Source organism: Thiomicrorhabdus sp. (assembly GCF_963662555.1).
Lineage (GTDB): Bacteria > Pseudomonadota > Gammaproteobacteria > Thiomicrospirales > Thiomicrospiraceae > Thiomicrorhabdus.
This window is the reverse complement of sequence record NZ_OY759719.1, coordinates 2,377,261-2,392,663: the sequence shown is the minus strand read 5'-3', so window position 1 is coordinate 2,392,663 and position 15,403 is coordinate 2,377,261. Positions and strand designations below refer to the sequence as shown.

Below are 15,403 nucleotides of genomic sequence, written 5' to 3'. Positions count from 1 at the left end.
CTTTATAATTCCTAACCTTACATAAAGACTGCTGCGTCAGCGACGCCTAGCAAAACGAAGTAGAGCTCTATTTTTGATGTGTTTGTTATGCATTCAGGGCCCACATCCTCGCACCATGCCAAACAATATAGGCCAAACCGCCAAGGAGCAAAGACCAGCTCTGTAACTCTCCATAGAACTTCATCCTTTTCTGCTGCTGCTTTACAGTTTCATTTAGTCGAGATTTGAACAGGCTAATTATTTCAGTTGCATTTCCGCCTTGATATGAACTCAGCTCACGCTTGAACGCCAAATAGTTCTGATTTTGAAAAGTGACGCTCGCTGCATACTCCACTACACGCAATCCCGCAACGAAACTTATGGCCCATAAGCCAATAGCAAAACCGAGTGGAATGTGGATAAAGCCCAAAGGCTCAACTTTTGATTGAGTCATCGCAAAACCAATGGCTGAGGCAGCAGCCGCCAGGAGGAAATAAATATACTTTTCCTGAGAAGCTTTGAACAGCTTACCCATTTCTAGCTCAAGGTTTTCTGACACTTCGGCCTCCTGTGCGGCATTGCATAACTATAATTACACATCCTAATATCATGATATTACGTTTTTGAATCAGTATATAAAAATGCCGTTTTATCTGTTTTTTATCTTGATTTTTCTAGTCTTGTTTTTGTTCAAACTCAACAGGTTCAATCGCGGTATTTCTTACTACCACAGTGCCTGCCATTTTGTCGTGCCAGCCTTGTTTGCGTTTATCGATTCCTACCCAAATCAAACCTAAACATAGTGGAATGGTTGAAACAAAATACCCTAAATAGCGAATAATAAATTGGCTTGTACTTGGCTTTTGCCCTGTATTGGCATCAAGAATCGTGAGTTTTAAAGCCATTTTTCCTGGGGTGGCGGATTTGTATGTCCAAAATACAATCACCGCGATAGCTGGGAAAATATAGCTAATAATAAAATCCCAAGTACCCATAAGGATTGATTCGCTTGTCCAATAATTATCACCGTAAATCATTAATAGTATAGGGGTGGTGACTAATAAAAGAATCAGTGTGTCGATAAGTGAAGCACCAACCCGAATCCAAAAACCAGCGTATTCAAGATTATTCATCATTTGTATCCTTTGATAATGAATGATTGATTCTATCGGAGTGTGGATAAATACGTAATCAGTTTTTATTATGATTGAGAAAGTAAGATTATTTACCAGGCCTGGTAGGTTGATTTTAAGGTTTGATTCGACTTAGCTATTGAGAAGCCTTTTTAAATATCTATATACCTTTGAAATTGTCATTTAGGCTTCCCCTTACCTTATTGCTTGCCCAATAAGGTAAGCCAACAAGGGCACCCCGCTCCATAAATTGGCAAGTTCTAAAACTCATTCACTGAAAACGCTGAACTCGCTCCGCAAGCTACGCTCTAACAGCAGCGTTTTTTAAACGTTCACTTCGTTAAGAACTCTGCACAATTTATTCCAAGGGGAATCTTGGCGTTTGTGGTTGGCTTTACTTATATAAACGGTAACTTACCAGGCCTGGCATGCCCTGAGGCAATCTATGCTTTGTAAGCACAGAGTAAAAAGTTTCAGCACAAGAATATGCATAAGATAGAAATGCGGAATTAACGTAGAAAAAGCCTCCCTTCTGTAAGCAATCGTGATTTCACTTAGCGTAGGATGCGTTTAAAGATTTCCATTGTCTGAGCATAGCGAGTTATGGGAATCTCAGCAGACAAGCTTAGTGAAATAGATTGTGTCAGCAGGGTGCCTTTTCTTTGCTTCCTTTCTTTGGGCAAACAAAGAAAGGGAGGGGAAGCCTAATAGTTAAAATTGAAGAGATATAGATATTTATAAAGGCTTCTCAATAGATAAGAAAAGTATTCAAACTTACAAATTCACCACACCCCGAAAGGGGGTATAAAGCCCTGGTATGCCCAGTGGCCGACCATTCATTGTGAGCATAGGGTAATTTATTTAAATAGATACGGAAATAAAGCGATTTTTTGTTCTTGGCTCAGACCACAGACGGTTTCAATATTGTGTTCTGGTATTAGCTCTGGGTTTGGGTAGTGTTGAATGGCTTTTTCTAGGCTTTCTTCACGTAATAAATGCAAGATTGGATAGGGTGCTCGGTTGGTTAGGTTTTCGGCATCTTCTGGTTCGGTGCCTCCAAATTGATAGTTTGGGTGAAAAGTGGCAACTTGAAAGATTCCTTCCCACTCGTTGTCTTCAATTAGAGCATCAACGTATTCTAAAAAATCATTGTAGTCGTAAAAATCGCCCAGCATATTGGGCACAATTAACAAAGTGGTTTCAATGTTTTCCGGTTTGCTTTCAGCTAGTAAATTGAGCTCGGTTTGCAGATCTTCTAGTAAGTTGGCATCACTGGTACTTTGTGAAATAGATAGGCGAATTTGTTTGTCTCTAAAAGGTTTAGAGGCAAACGGGCATAGATTAAGGCCAATTACCACTTGATCTAACCATTGATTAACACTGTTAAGAATATGCTCGTTTGTTTGGTTAGTCATGTGGGTTCCTGTGGTGCTTTTTGGAAAAATTAAACAATGGTTTGTTTAAGAATAGAGCTGTTAATGAGTTGGTCTTGCTCGCCGATTAGGTGGGCAAAAACATTTTCGGCACTGTTTTGTGATGCATCGTAAACATAGATGGTGAGTTCATCGCCAGGTTGTAAAAATACCTTTTCTCCAAACTCTGTGTAGGCGGTAGCTCCTAAACTAATCATAATACTTTGCGGATAAGAGGCTTGTTTCAAAATTTGATGAAGGTTTTCTAAAGGGCCAAAGTCTTGTTGGTTATTAAGCCTTTCAATCATCCAGTCATTTAGCTGTTCGTGAAAGTAAGAGTAGGTTAGTACTGAGCTGTCTTTGCCATAAGCGTGAATTAAGCCATCACGTTTTAGGAATGAAGCGATATGAAAGGTGTCTAATTCACAACTAGGTTTAAAGCTATTTAACTCAATAAAGTCTTCTGAGATTCCTTTGGTTGAAGCTCCCCAATTTTTTTTATCACTGATCTTTTTGGCACCTGGTTTACGAATAGAGCAGTCATTAAAAGCGGTAAAGGCTTTTGGGGTTAGTTGAATGATTTTGCCTTCATCATAACTTACATCAAACAGTATGCTCACTTCAGGCTCTGCTTGTAGGTGAGCATTATCTTCTAGGTTTTTAGGGTAGTGAATCTCTGTGGACGACAGAGGGTATTGACCAACCTGTTTGTCTGACCCTGTTACATAATAGGGAAACAGCCCTTTTGGAGCATGACTTGAAGCAGTTTTAACATTAACAAAATCGGGTGTTTCTCCCGCTTGTTCTAGGTGGCCTGCAAAGTTGCCGGCTACACCAAAGCCAACTAGGTTTTTTAGGGTGTTTTTATCAATATGATAGTAACTCATGGGAACTCTTAGTAATTATTTGTCTTGTTTGTTTTTGCCTAACATGCGTAATAAAGTGGCATCTTTATAAACTAAGTGATGTTTAAGAGCTCCTGCGATATGAAGCAAAATCACGGCAATCATCACTTTACCCGTAATTTCATGAAACTCTTCAGCAAATTCATGAAGATCGTGATTTTCGGCTACGATATTTGGTAAGGTGAATAAGTTAAAAAATGCCACTTCATGACCGCCAGAATTAGACATGACCCAACCTGAGATAGGCATTAAAATCATGGCTAGATATAGGATGCCTTTTACTGCGTGCCCTAGGATATGTTCAAATTTATTTTTAGAAAGTTGCGGAGGGTTTGCGCTAACTTTTAGCCATATTAATCTCAGCATCATAAGCATAAATAGGCCAATACCTAATGATTTATGTAAATCATACAATTCAAATTTTTCTGGGCTTTTTTCTAGGTCGCTCATATATAAACCAAGAGCTATTAAGCCAATAAATAGAAAGGCACTAAGCCAGTGGTTGGCACGTGTTACTAGTCCATAATTTTGTTCACTGTTTTTTAGCATTTTGAGTATCCATTTTGTAGTTTTTGATTGTTTTAATAATGTGGTTAAGCAAATGTTTAATATAAAAGGCTTTGGAACTTTCGACGATATATTGTAACCAATTCAGGTGCTTTTGCCGAAAGCATTTCAAAGGCTTTTATGAGAGATTTTTGCGGCAAACATTCTTCAAAGCCTCTATCTATACTAAAAAGTTTTAGTAAAGTTTGTAGAGCATTTTCTGCTTGACCGTTTAGCATTAAAAAGCCTGCTAAAAAATGTAGAGCGGTGCAGTCATTTGGGTTTTTGGCTAAAGTGTCTTGAAGGGTTTGAATGTCTGGCGAGTTTGCAATGGCATCTGAGAAATACAAAATGCCGTCCAACTCTTTGCCTTTTGGGTCTTTTTGAGCTTCTTCAGGTAGTTTGTAAAAGAGATTTTTAGCGTTATCTAAATGCCCGGTATGTAAATACATCTGAACTAAATCTAAATGAATTTTATAGTTATTAGCATTGAGTTTTGCCGCTTCACCTAATAGTTGTACTGCTTGGTCAAATTCACCATTTGCAAAGGCTTCGTTAGCTTGTTTACGCATGACTTCAGAAGGCTCGTCTTTAATATAATTATTGAGCATAGAACGATAGGCATCTTCAGATAATAGGCCTTCGTATTCGGTAACGATGTCACCGTTTTGAATCAGTTTGTAAAACGGAATATTTGGCGAACCAAGTTTTTGGGCTAAGTCAGTTTGTTGAGCGGCATTGATTTTGGCGAGAATGAATTTACCAGCAAATTCCTGTGCCAGCTTTTCTAAAATGGTGTTGGCTAATTTACTCTGCTCATTTAGCGGTGACCAAAAATTTAGCAAAACGGGTAAACGTTTTGAGTTCTGCATAACCATTTCTTGAACATTGTTTAACGTAATATCAACAATCATCGCTTCTTGCATTGATGGTGTCCTTTAAGCGTGTTTGAATGAGTTGAACCTTATTAATAGGGTGCATTATAGTGCAAAAAACAGCTTGATAAAGTTAAGCTTTCCATCATTGAGTAAACAATAATTAATCAGTTTTATTACTTGGAATGCTAATGGGGTAAAATTAAGACATATTTTCTTTTTATTAATTTTAAAGTCAAAAGGCGTTTTATGACCATGCTAGATGTAGTTGGACTACGTAAAAATTTAATAAGACGTTATGTCTTGGCTTTATTTTTAATCGCATTGCTTTCTACTCTTGCGTTTACTGGCCTGATAACGGCCATTAAAGGTTCAGATAATTCTGCCTATTTGGTTAATATTTCAGGTAAACAACGTATGCTTAGCCAAGCTATTGTTTTAGATGTTTATCGAATTAAGGCCGTACGTGAAAAGATGACCAATAATTCTGATTATGATTTAAACAAAGAGTTAATTATTTTTAGTAATCGTTTAAAAAGAAATATTAGTGAGATGGGTGCGGCTAATCATCAGTTGAGTACGGGTAACTTTTTAAGCCATGGTAATAGTGTTTTGTCACCTGAATTAAATGAGCTGTATTTTGGTTCAGCCCAACTTGCAAAAGAGGTTGATAATTTTTTAGCTTTAGCTCAAAAGTTGAATAAAGAGGTTGTTGTTGGTCAAGGGATTGAAAAAATTGCTCACTTAAGTCAACTGTCGCTTTTGCTTTTACCAGAGCTTGATAAAGCCGTCAAAATATATCAAAAAGAGGGTGAGAATAAACTCGCATCTCTTAAGACGGTAGAAATGCTTGTTTGGTTGTTGACCATTATTGTTCTGTTGTTTGAAGCGCTTTTTATTTTTCAGCCATTGGTTCGTAGAATCACAGAGTTTGCTAATAAGCATAGTGGAAATAAGCGTGAGCTTGAATACCAAGTAGAGTTACGAACATTAAAGTTAGAACGTGCAAATCAAAGATTAGAAGATTTGGCTTCGCATGATGCTTTAACTGGACTACAAAATCGATTGAACCTAGAGCAAAATGTTGAGCGAATTGTTGAACTGCACAAAAAATATAGCACTCCATTTGCGGTCTTAATGATTGATGTTGACTGGTTTAAGTCAGTAAATGATGATTATGGTCACGAAGCTGGAGATTTTGTATTAAAAGAGTGTGCTCAAATGTTAATTAAATCAGTTCGTCAAACGGATTTAATTTATAGAGCAGGTGGGGAAGAGTTTGTTATTTTGTTTGAAAGCATCTCTTTAGATGAAGCAAAAGGCAAAGCTGAAGAGATCCGCCAAACATTTGAAAAACATATATTTAAATATCGTAATTTTGAAATTAAAAAAACCATTAGTATTGGTGTTTATCACTCTGATTTAGGTTCGGTTCAAAATTTTAAATCCATCTATAAGATGGCTGACGATGCTCTTTATCATAGTAAAGCCATAGGCCGTAACCGAGTCACTTTTTGTGAGAGAAGCACTATACAAGTTATGGAAGATGCTCACCATAAAAAAGGTAATTCTGTCTTTATTCGTTTTGATGCGAATAGTTTTAGGGAACTTGATAATACCCGCAGACTTAAAAACACGGATGGCTGTATTAAGCCTTGTGAAGTAAGTGAAAACGTTTTGGAGTTAATGGGGGTTCAAGCGAGCAGGTTAATTGATGGAGAGCATTGTATAAGAGAGTTTTTACACCCTGATGATTTTGACGTAGTTACAAAGTTTGCCGAAACCGGTTTGGAATTGGCTGAATTAAGTCAAAAATATAAATTTCAGACACTTTTATGGCAATCTTCTTTTAGAATTTTAAATGTTGTTGGAGATGTAAAAATTACTAGTTTAGAAGTCTATTTTGAACCAGGTAAAGTTCAAGGTTCGTTAGGTTCGCTTAAGCTAGAGTTGTTTGAGAGTCAAAGTATTCATTCTGCATTTGGAGATTCCTTATTGGTCTTTAATTTTCATGCAATGTTAGAAAATACTAACGACTACATTTACTTTAAAGACCGCTACCATGTCTTTACCGCGGCAAGTAAAACGTTAGTGAAACTGACAAAAGTACAAGACCGAGCTGAGTTGGTCGGTAAAACCGATTATGATGTCTTTCCAAGAGAATATGCCGATAAGTATTTTAAACTTGAAAAACAGGTTTTTAGTGGTGAGGTCGAAGTGGCTCAAGAGTACCAGCCAACCTTAGATGATGAGGGTAATAAAGGCTGGGTAGATAATCGCAAATATCCAATTAAAGATCAAAATGGCCAAATCATCGGACTATTTGGTATCGCCAGAGCGATGTCAGATCGAGAGCATGAGTATCTGCTTGAAGTTAGTTCGAGTGACTAAGTTATTAGTCATTTTATTTTTTTAACAGTGCTTTAAGTTGATAGACCTTATCTAAAGCCATTCTGGGCGTTAACTCATTGGGATCCACTTCTTGCAGTAGCTGCTCAATTTGTTCTAATGCTGGGTTAGCCTGATAACTAAACATATCAAATTGTTGAATAGGTTCAGCGGCTTTATTATTTTGGCTGCTTGCTGACTGCAATGACGGTGATGCCGACTTTTGACTCGCTGCTTGATTTTCTAACTGCACTAGATGTTGTTGAGCTAGTTGAATAACGTTTTGTGGAACACCTGCCAAAGCGGCAACTTGTAAACCATAACTTTGTGAAGCAGGACCATCTTGCACCTGGTGTAAAAATACAATACTGTCTTGGTGTTCAATGGCATCTAAATGTACATTAATGGTGTTTGTAAATTGTTCGGCAAGGCTGGTTAATTCAAAATAATGGGTGGCAAATAAACAGTAGCCTTTAACGTTTTGGGCTATGTGCTCTGCAATGGCCCAAGCTAACGCTAAACCATCAAAAGTAGAGGTTCCTCTACCGACTTCATCCATTAATATCAGCGAGTTTTCGCTAGCGTGATGCAATATATTAGCGGTTTCTGTCATCTCAACCATAAAGGTAGAACGCCCAGAAGTCAGGTCATCTGAAGCCCCAATACGAGTAAAGATTCGGTCAATTGGCCCAAGCTCAGCTTTATCGGCTGGCACATAACTTCCCATAAATGCCATTAAGGTAATTAACGCAGTTTGACGCATATAGGTGGATTTACCGCCCATATTTGGCCCAGTGATAATATGCAGTTGTCGGTCTTCATTAAAGAGGGCGTCGTTTGGAATAAACGGTTCTGTTGAAACGGCTTCAACCGTTAAATGGCGACCTTGTTCAATTACCAGGCCTGGTGAATTGGTTAAAACAGGACGAGTTAAATTTAAACGTACTGCTTGTTGTGCAAGGTTAACTAATACATCGAGTTCGGCAAGAGCATTTGCACAGCTTTGCAGTTTTACAAGCTCAGTGTTTAAGGTTTCAAGAAGTTCCTGGTATAACCATTTTTCACGTGATAGTGCTTTTTCGCCGGCACTTAAAATCTTGTCTTCAAAGGTTTTAAGTTCAGGAATAATATAGCGTTCTTGGCCTTTTAAGGTTTGACGGCGTATATAGTCAGCAGGTACTTGCTCACTATGCAGTTTGCTGATTTCAATGTAGTAACCGTGTACTCGGTTATAACCGACTTTTAATCCCTGAATCCCCGTGCGTTCACGTTCACGTTTTTCTAATGCTAATAGATAATCACCTGCTTCATTTTTTAAATTGCGCAGTTCATCCAACTCGGCATCATAACCTTTGGCAATCACACCACCATCTCTAATCAGCATAGGAGGGTTATCAATAATTGCTTTGTCTAATAGCTCAGATAACTCTGGAAAGGTGCTCATTTGATGAGCGAGTTCAGTCAGTTTTGTTGAATCGTTTAAATCTGCTAATTGAGTTTGAAACTCTGGTAAAGCATTTAAGGTACGGCCAATATGTAAGCAATCACGAGGGCGGGCAGAGCGTAATGCAACACGGCTTAAAATTCGCTCCATATCGCCAACGTGTTTTAACGTTTGGCGAAGTTCGTCGTCTTTATGATTAGTAATGATGGTGTCAATGGCATCTAAACGCTGATTAATTATCTCACGATTTCTAAGTGGCTGATTAAGCCAACGTTTTAATAGACGACTACCCATTGCCGTGGCGGTATTATCTAAAATTGCCGCTAGGGTATTGTTGCTGCCACCGCTTAAATTGGTATCAATTTCTAAATTGCGGCGGCTAATTGCATCGAGTACCAAGGTATCGGTAGTTTGATAACTATGAAGGCTTGAAATATAGCTTAAGTCACTTTGCAACATACTTTGGGCATAGTGCAAAATGACGCCCGATGCACTAATTGAAGCATTGTTTTTTTCGCAGCCATAGGCGACTAAGTCTTGTGTTTGAAAATGGGTGATTAGGCGTTTACGGCAACTAGCAACATCAAAATGCCAACTAGGGTATCTTACCAGGCCTGGTCTTTTCAGTAGGCTTTCAGGTAATTGTTCTCTAAATAGATCATCATCTGGCACTAACAGTTCAGAGGGCTTTAAACGCTCTACTTCTGACAATAATTGGTTTAAAGAATCGAGTTGAGCAGTTTCAAATCGTCCGCTAGAAACTTCTAAATAAGCAATACCATAGTGTTGGTCTTGTTGAGTGATGGTAACCAGTAAGTTTTCGTGTCGGTCTTCAAGCAAAGCCTCTTCAACCAGCGTGCCTGGGGTAATGACTCTGACCACTTTACGCTCAACTGGGCCTTTGCTGGTTGCAGGGTCTCCAACTTGTTCACAAATCGCGATTGACTCACCTAATTTAACCAGTTTGGCTAAATAACCCTCAGCAGAATGATGTGGAATACCTGCCATAGGGATTGGCTCACCACCAGATTTGCCGCGTGCAGTGAGGGTAATCTCCAATAGTTCTGAAGCCTTTTTTGCATCATCAAAAAACAGCTCATAAAAATCCCCCATTCTATAAAACAGAAGATGATTTGGGTGTTGTTCTTTAATTGCCAAGAACTGCTGCATCATTGGTGTGTGTGAGGATTTTGTCATAGTCGATTCTTGGAGCTTGTCTTTTAAGAATTTTAATAGCGATTAAAAAGAGGTATGCTATGGCTTATTAATAATCTATGCAAGTGCATTGTGATGAGCAGGATAAAAATTGTCTTATTGTTTTTAGAAATTTAAGACGGTTTTTTTAGCGATTAGGAGAGAGTTACGTGAAGTTTGAGTTATTGGTATCTCAAGTGGGGCAGAGATTAATTGAGCATGGTGCAATGGTGGTAACGGCCGAATCTTGTACCGGCGGCATGATAGCAGAAGCCTTAACTTCAATTGGTGGTAGTACCGCGTGGTTTGACCGAGCTTATATTACCTATAGTTATGAATCTAAAACTGAAATGTTGGGTGTTAATGAATCAACCTTGCAAAAATCTGGTGCAGTTAGCCAGCAGTGCGTTGAAGAAATGGTGTTAGGTGCTTTGCAACAATCACATGCCAATGTGAGTGTGGCTTGTAGTGGTATTGCTGGCCCGGGTGGTGGCTCAGTAGATAAGCCTGTTGGTACTGTTTGGCTAGCATGGGCTGTGCAGGGGCAGACCGAAGTGGTTTCACAACAATTTAATTTTGATGGAGACCGAGAAGCGGTTCGAGAACAAACAACAGAAGCGGCTTTAGAAGGGATTTTGAGGTTGCTTAATTAAGGGTTGCTCTCTTAAATATCTGGTAAATAGAGCTAAGTTTTAAATTTGGTTAATTTAGCCTAGTTAAAAACCTGAAATTATCTAGTGCTATAGCATTTGTTTGACTAGGATTTATGATTAAATTATGGGATAATTTAGAGTTCAAGATTGCCTTGGTAATAATGGTAATGTTTTTAAGCTGATTGGTTGAGTAAGCTTGTATATACTCCCACGCTAACATTGTATAAATACATGCTAAACCTTTGTTTTGACCAACTATTTTGTTTTTAGATGAGTGTTGCTTATTTCAAAAACGGATGTTTGGCAAGCAAGGGTTTTTTATTGCAAAGTAGAAAGTCTGTTTTTTTAAAATGAAAATGCAAAGATTTTTCATTAGGTTGCTACAAAATCTTTAGTAGTCACTTTAAAAAAATTAGTTAAGAACGGCTTTTTAACGTGAACTAAAAACATAAGCATTAAGAACTAAAGCAAGAGATACGTTATATCCAACGCCGAAACCAAAAAGGAAAAGCACTAAATGGATGAGAATAAGCAAAAAGCATTAGCCGCTGCACTAGGCCAAATTGAGAAGCAATTTGGTAAAGGTTCAATTATGCGTATGGGCGACAGCACTGTACCACGTGATATTGAAGCAGTTTCGACTGGTTCTTTAGGGCTAGATATGGCGTTGGGTATAGGCGGTTTGCCAAAAGGACGTGTTGTTGAAATTTATGGTCCAGAATCATCAGGTAAAACCACATTAACTTTACACGTAATTGCCGAGATGCAAAAAGCAGGTGGAACAGCGGCGTTTATTGATGCAGAGCACGCTTTGGATCCAATCTATGCTGAAAAACTTGGCGTTGATGTTGATAACTTATTGGTTTCTCAGCCAGATACAGGTGAGCAAGCGTTAGAAATTACCGATTCTTTAGTACGTTCTGGTGCGGTAGATGTTGTGGTGGTTGACTCGGTTGCCGCTTTAACACCTAAAGCAGAAATTGAAGGTGATATGGGTGACTCTCATATGGGTCTTCAAGCTCGTTTAATGTCTCAAGCGTTACGTAAGTTAACGGCAAATATTAAGCGTACTAATACACTGGTTATTTTTATCAACCAGATTCGTATGAAAATTGGTGTTATGTTTGGTAACCCTGAAACCACAACGGGTGGTAATGCACTTAAATTTTATGCGTCAGTTCGTTTAGATATTCGCCGTATTGGTGCTATCAAAAAAGGCGATGAAATCTTAGGGAATGAAACTCGAGTTAAAGTGGTTAAAAACAAAGTTTCTCCGCCATTTAAACAAGTTGAATTTGATATTCTTTATGGTCAAGGTATCTCCCGTGAAGGTGAGATTATTGACTTAGGTGTTAAAGAGAAGTTGATTGAAAAATCTGGTTCTTGGTATGCCTACAACGGCGCAAAAATTGGTCAGGGTAAAGATAATGTACGTCAGTACTTAATTGATAACCCAGAGATTGCCGCAGAATTAATGGATAAAATTAAGATAGCGACAATGCCACAGCCAAAAGTTAAGGCTGATGCTGAAGAAGCGGCTGAGTAAGTTATTAATCAAATGCTTCATTGGGGTTTAAACACACCTTGAAAAATGCAGAAGAGTTTTTAGCAGAGTTAGCCATGAAATCAGGAGCGGATTTAGGGATTGAGCCTAGTCCGCGTTCTGCTATTGAAAAAGCTGAATTTTTACCTCTATCTTCAGAGGATAAAAGCACTGCTGAGCTTGCTAAAAAAATTGAAGCCAAAGCCGTTGCATTATTGGCGATGCGTGAGCATGGCTCTAAAGAGTTAAAACAGAAGTTATTAGCTAAATTTCCAGAAACTTCTGAGTTGTTGGCAGATTATGCAGAACAACCAGGCCTGGTAAATTTATTGGTGACTGATGTGTTAACACTTTGCCAAGAAAATAATTGGCAAAGTGATGAGCGTTATGTTGAACAAGCTGTTCGGAATTATGTTGATAAAGGGCATGGCCCGCAAAAAATCAGACAAAAATTACAACAAGCTTGTTACAACAACGATTTAATTTCAGCCGCTTTAGATTGGGATGAATCGGATTGGGCAGAACTTGCTCAGCAAGCGCTAGAAAAAAAATATGGTAGCTGTAAAAAGCCAACAGAACAAAAAGAACAGGCAAGACGCATGCGTTTTTTACAAAGCCGTGGTTTTGCTCAGAGTACGATTTGGAAAGCGTTCCGTTGAGGAACTTTGTCAAAAGAACTCACAATATAAATAGTTAGTATTAAACAGAATTCATAATATTTAAGGTTATTTTCACTATGACGAGTGCCGAACTCAGAAAAGCTTTTCTAGATTATTTCGTTAAGCAAAATCATACTGCGATTCATTCAAGTCCAGTAGTGCCTGGTAACGATCCTACGTTGCTATTCACCAACGCCGGAATGGTTCAGTTTAAAGAGACGTTTCTTGGTCAAGAACAGCGTGATTACACACGTGCTACGAGTGTACAGCGTTGTATTCGTGCCGGTGGTAAACACAATGACCTTGAAAACGTTGGTTATACTGCACGTCATCACACTTTCTTTGAAATGCTAGGTAACTTCAGTTTTGGTGATTACTTCAAAAAAGAAGCGATTAAGTTTGCTTGGGATTTTTTGACCAAGGAGCTAAAGCTTCCAGAGGAAAAACTCTGGGTAACCGTATTTGAAGAAGATGATGAAACTGCAGACATCTGGTTAAAAGAGATGGGTATTAGTTCTGAGCGTTTCTCACGTTGTGGTGCTAAAGATAATTTTTGGCAAATGGGGGACACGGGCCCTTGTGGACCTTGTACAGAAATCTTTTATGATCACGGTGCAGATGTAGCGGGAGGACCTCCTGGTTCGCCAGATGAAGATGGTGACCGTTATATTGAAATCTGGAACTTGGTTTTCATGCAATTTGACCGTGCCGCAGACGGTACTTTAACGCCTTTACCAAAACCTTCAGTGGACACTGGTATGGGGTTAGAGCGTTTAGCTGCTGTTATGCAGAATGTTCACAATAACTACGATATTGATTTGTTCCAAGCGATTGTGAAACAAGCCGCTAAACTGACAAACCAAACCGATTTAACCAATAACTCATTACGTGTTATCGCCGACCATATTCGTTCTTGTGCTTTTACGATTGTGGATGGAGTTTTACCTTCAAATGAAGGGCGTGGTTATGTATTGCGTCGTATTATTCGTCGAGCCATTCGTCATGGTTATAAGTTAGGTATGAACGATGCATTCTTCTATAAGTTAGTCCCTGTTTTGGTTGAACAGATGGGTGAAGCTTATCCGGAGCTAGTCAAAGAGCAGGCTAATGTTGAGCGTGCGCTGAAATTAGAAGAAGAGCGTTTTGCAGAAACACTTGAAAACGGTATGAAGTTATTAGAAGAGTATATCTCGACTATGCAGGGCAAATCGATTGATGGTGAGATAGCGTTTAAGCTTTATGACACTTATGGCTTCCCGTTAGATTTAACTGCTGATGTTGCCCGTGAAAAAGGCTTAACTGTTGATGAAGCTGGTTTTGAAAAGTCAATGGAAGCTCAGCGTGAACGTGCACGTTCTGCAAGTAATTTTGCGGCACAGTCTGCAGGTAAAATTGATTACTCTGGTGAAACGCAGTTTATTGGTTACACTCATGATGATGCCGATGCTAAAGTCATGGCGATTTTTGTGGATGGCACTTCCGTTGACTCTATTGCAGAGGGAACTGAAGCCGTTGTTATTCTAGATAAAACCCCTTTTTATGCTGAATCTGGTGGTCAAGTTGGTGATGCTGGTAGTTTGACTGAAGGAATGAACAGTTTCCATATTGATAGCTGCCAAAAGCAAAGCAAAACGTTTTTGCATATGGGTAAAGTGACTGCAGGCTCGGTTTCTGTAGGTCAAGTTTTACACGCTCAAATTGATGTTGATGGTCGTCGTTCATCAGAGCGTAATCACTCTGCAACACATTTATTGCATGCCGCTTTAAGAACGGTTTTAGGTACGCATGTACAGCAAAAAGGGTCTTTAGTTACTCCAGATCGTTTACGTTTTGACTTCTCACACTTTGAGCCAATTAAACCAGAGCAGTTACTTGAAGTTGAAAAGCTGGTTAACAAAAACATTATGCTTAACAATCCTGTTGGCACCAATGAGATGGACATTGAATCGGCTAAAGAGAAAGGTGCTATGGCACTGTTTGGCGAGAAATACGGTGATGTTGTTCGTGTGGTTGATATGGGTGACTTCTCGGTAGAGCTTTGTGGTGGAACTCATGTTTGTTCTACCGGTCAAATTGGCCCGTTTAGATTACTTTCTGAAACAGGTATTGCCTCTGGTGTTCGCCGTATTGAAGCAGTAACCGGTGAGGGTGCATGGGCAGCGATTTATGAAGATGACAAAACGTTATTAAATGTAGCGGCTTCGGTTAAATCTGATAAAAACCAAGTTGAAACAAAAGTAGCTCAATTGGTTGCCGACCATAAAGAGCTAGAAAAACAGTTTAAGCAGTTGCAATCAAAAATGGCCTCGTCACAAGGTGACGATTTAGCAAATCAAGCTGTAAAAGTTGGTGATGTAAATATTCTAGCGGCTCAACTAGAGGGTGCAGATGTCAATACACTTCGTGAAACGCTTGATAAGTTAAAAGACAAGTTAGCACCAGCCGCAATTGTATTGGCAGCAGTAGATGGTGAAAAAGTGTCTTTAGTTGCTGGTGTTTCTAAAGAAGCAACCAGTACCTTTAAAGCGGGAGAGCTTGTTAACCATGTTGCACAACAAGTTGGCGGTAAAGGTGGTGGACGTCCAGATATGGCACAAGCTGGCGGTAAAGATCCAAGTAAGCTTGCAGAAGCATTAGCTTCTGTACAGGCCTGGGCAGAGTCAAAATAATAT

At 39.0% G+C, this 15,403-nt stretch carries 12 protein-coding genes; 5 read left to right on the top strand and 7 right to left on the bottom strand.

What is annotated here, in order from left to right; all coding sequences use genetic code 11:
- Positions 1 to 85 precede the first annotated feature (85 nt).
- The 6 genes from ACORJQ_RS10805 to ACORJQ_RS10780 form a co-directional block, all read right to left on the bottom strand.
- Positions 86 to 538 (bottom strand): hypothetical protein, encoded by a 453-nt coding sequence (locus tag ACORJQ_RS10805; RefSeq protein WP_321324436.1) that lies wholly within the window; start codon positions 536 to 538, stop codon positions 86 to 88.
- Positions 539 to 653: 115 nt separating this feature from the next.
- The gene (locus tag ACORJQ_RS10800) at positions 654 to 1,115 is read right to left on the bottom strand and encodes an RDD family protein (protein WP_321324434.1); all 462 of its coding nucleotides are present in this window, start codon (positions 1,113 to 1,115) and stop codon (positions 654 to 656) included.
- Between the two features lie 854 nt (positions 1,116 to 1,969).
- Entirely contained in the window at positions 1,970 to 2,527 is a 558-nt protein-coding gene (locus tag ACORJQ_RS10795) for a DUF1415 domain-containing protein (protein ID WP_321324431.1), read from the bottom strand.
- A gap of 29 nt (positions 2,528 to 2,556) precedes the next feature.
- Positions 2,557 to 3,411: a DUF5718 family protein gene (locus ACORJQ_RS10790; RefSeq protein WP_321324429.1), complete on the bottom strand. Its 855-nt coding sequence runs from the start codon at positions 3,409 to 3,411 to the stop codon at positions 2,557 to 2,559.
- Between the two features lie 15 nt (positions 3,412 to 3,426).
- On the bottom strand, positions 3,427 to 3,978 hold the full coding sequence (locus ACORJQ_RS10785; protein WP_321324427.1) for a cytochrome b: 552 nt from the start codon (positions 3,976 to 3,978) through the stop codon (positions 3,427 to 3,429).
- A 56-nt stretch (positions 3,979 to 4,034) separates the two neighbouring features.
- A complete protein-coding gene (locus ACORJQ_RS10780; RefSeq protein WP_321324426.1) occupies positions 4,035 to 4,901 on the bottom strand; it encodes a tetratricopeptide repeat protein in 867 nt (288 codons plus the stop codon).
- Between the two features lie 198 nt (positions 4,902 to 5,099).
- Between ACORJQ_RS10780 and ACORJQ_RS10775 the strand changes: the two genes are divergently transcribed.
- Positions 5,100 to 7,241 (top strand): diguanylate cyclase, encoded by a 2,142-nt coding sequence (locus tag ACORJQ_RS10775; protein WP_321324424.1) that lies wholly within the window; start codon positions 5,100 to 5,102, stop codon positions 7,239 to 7,241.
- Between the two features lie 13 nt (positions 7,242 to 7,254).
- Here the strand turns inward: ACORJQ_RS10775 and mutS are convergent, their stop codons facing one another.
- Positions 7,255 to 9,879, bottom strand: a complete 2,625-nt coding sequence (mutS, locus tag ACORJQ_RS10770) for a DNA mismatch repair protein MutS (RefSeq protein WP_321324422.1) — start codon at positions 9,877 to 9,879, stop codon at positions 7,255 to 7,257.
- A gap of 167 nt (positions 9,880 to 10,046) precedes the next feature.
- Between mutS and ACORJQ_RS10765 the strand changes: the two genes are divergently transcribed.
- The 4 genes from ACORJQ_RS10765 to alaS all read left to right on the top strand — a co-directional run bounded on the left by ACORJQ_RS10765 (position 10,047) and on the right by alaS (position 15,400).
- Positions 10,047 to 10,529 (top strand): CinA family protein, encoded by a 483-nt coding sequence (locus ACORJQ_RS10765; RefSeq protein WP_321324420.1) that lies wholly within the window; start codon positions 10,047 to 10,049, stop codon positions 10,527 to 10,529.
- Between the two features lie 517 nt (positions 10,530 to 11,046).
- Positions 11,047 to 12,075: a recombinase RecA gene (gene recA, locus ACORJQ_RS10760; protein WP_321324418.1), complete on the top strand. Its 1,029-nt coding sequence runs from the start codon at positions 11,047 to 11,049 to the stop codon at positions 12,073 to 12,075.
- Positions 12,076 to 12,113: 38 nt separating this feature from the next.
- On the top strand, positions 12,114 to 12,731 hold the full coding sequence (locus ACORJQ_RS10755) for a regulatory protein RecX (protein WP_321324416.1): 618 nt from the start codon (positions 12,114 to 12,116) through the stop codon (positions 12,729 to 12,731).
- 77 nt (positions 12,732 to 12,808) lie between these two features.
- Positions 12,809 to 15,400, top strand: coding sequence for an alanine--tRNA ligase (alaS, locus tag ACORJQ_RS10750; protein ID WP_321324414.1), 2,592 nt, complete (start codon positions 12,809 to 12,811; stop codon positions 15,398 to 15,400).
- Positions 15,401 to 15,403: the final 3 nt, after the last annotated feature.

Excerpts from the sequence above, each read along its gene's own strand:
- mutS (WP_321324422.1), bottom strand. The coding sequence starts at position 9,879 with ATGACAAAATCCTCACACACACCAATGATGCAGCAGTTCTTGGCAATT.
- ACORJQ_RS10780 (WP_321324426.1), bottom strand. The coding sequence starts at position 4,901 with ATGCAAGAAGCGATGATTGTTGATATTACGTTAAACAATGTTCAAGAA.
- alaS (WP_321324414.1), top strand. The coding sequence starts at position 12,809 with ATGACGAGTGCCGAACTCAGAAAAGCTTTTCTAGATTATTTCGTTAAG.
- ACORJQ_RS10800 (WP_321324434.1), bottom strand. The coding sequence starts at position 1,115 with ATGATGAATAATCTTGAATACGCTGGTTTTTGGATTCGGGTTGGTGCT.
- ACORJQ_RS10790 (WP_321324429.1), bottom strand. The coding sequence starts at position 3,411 with ATGAGTTACTATCATATTGATAAAAACACCCTAAAAAACCTAGTTGGC.
- recA (WP_321324418.1), top strand. The coding sequence starts at position 11,047 with ATGGATGAGAATAAGCAAAAAGCATTAGCCGCTGCACTAGGCCAAATT.
- ACORJQ_RS10795 (WP_321324431.1), bottom strand. The coding sequence starts at position 2,527 with ATGACTAACCAAACAAACGAGCATATTCTTAACAGTGTTAATCAATGG.
- ACORJQ_RS10785 (WP_321324427.1), bottom strand. The coding sequence starts at position 3,978 with ATGCTAAAAAACAGTGAACAAAATTATGGACTAGTAACACGTGCCAAC.
- ACORJQ_RS10775 (WP_321324424.1), top strand. The coding sequence starts at position 5,100 with ATGACCATGCTAGATGTAGTTGGACTACGTAAAAATTTAATAAGACGT.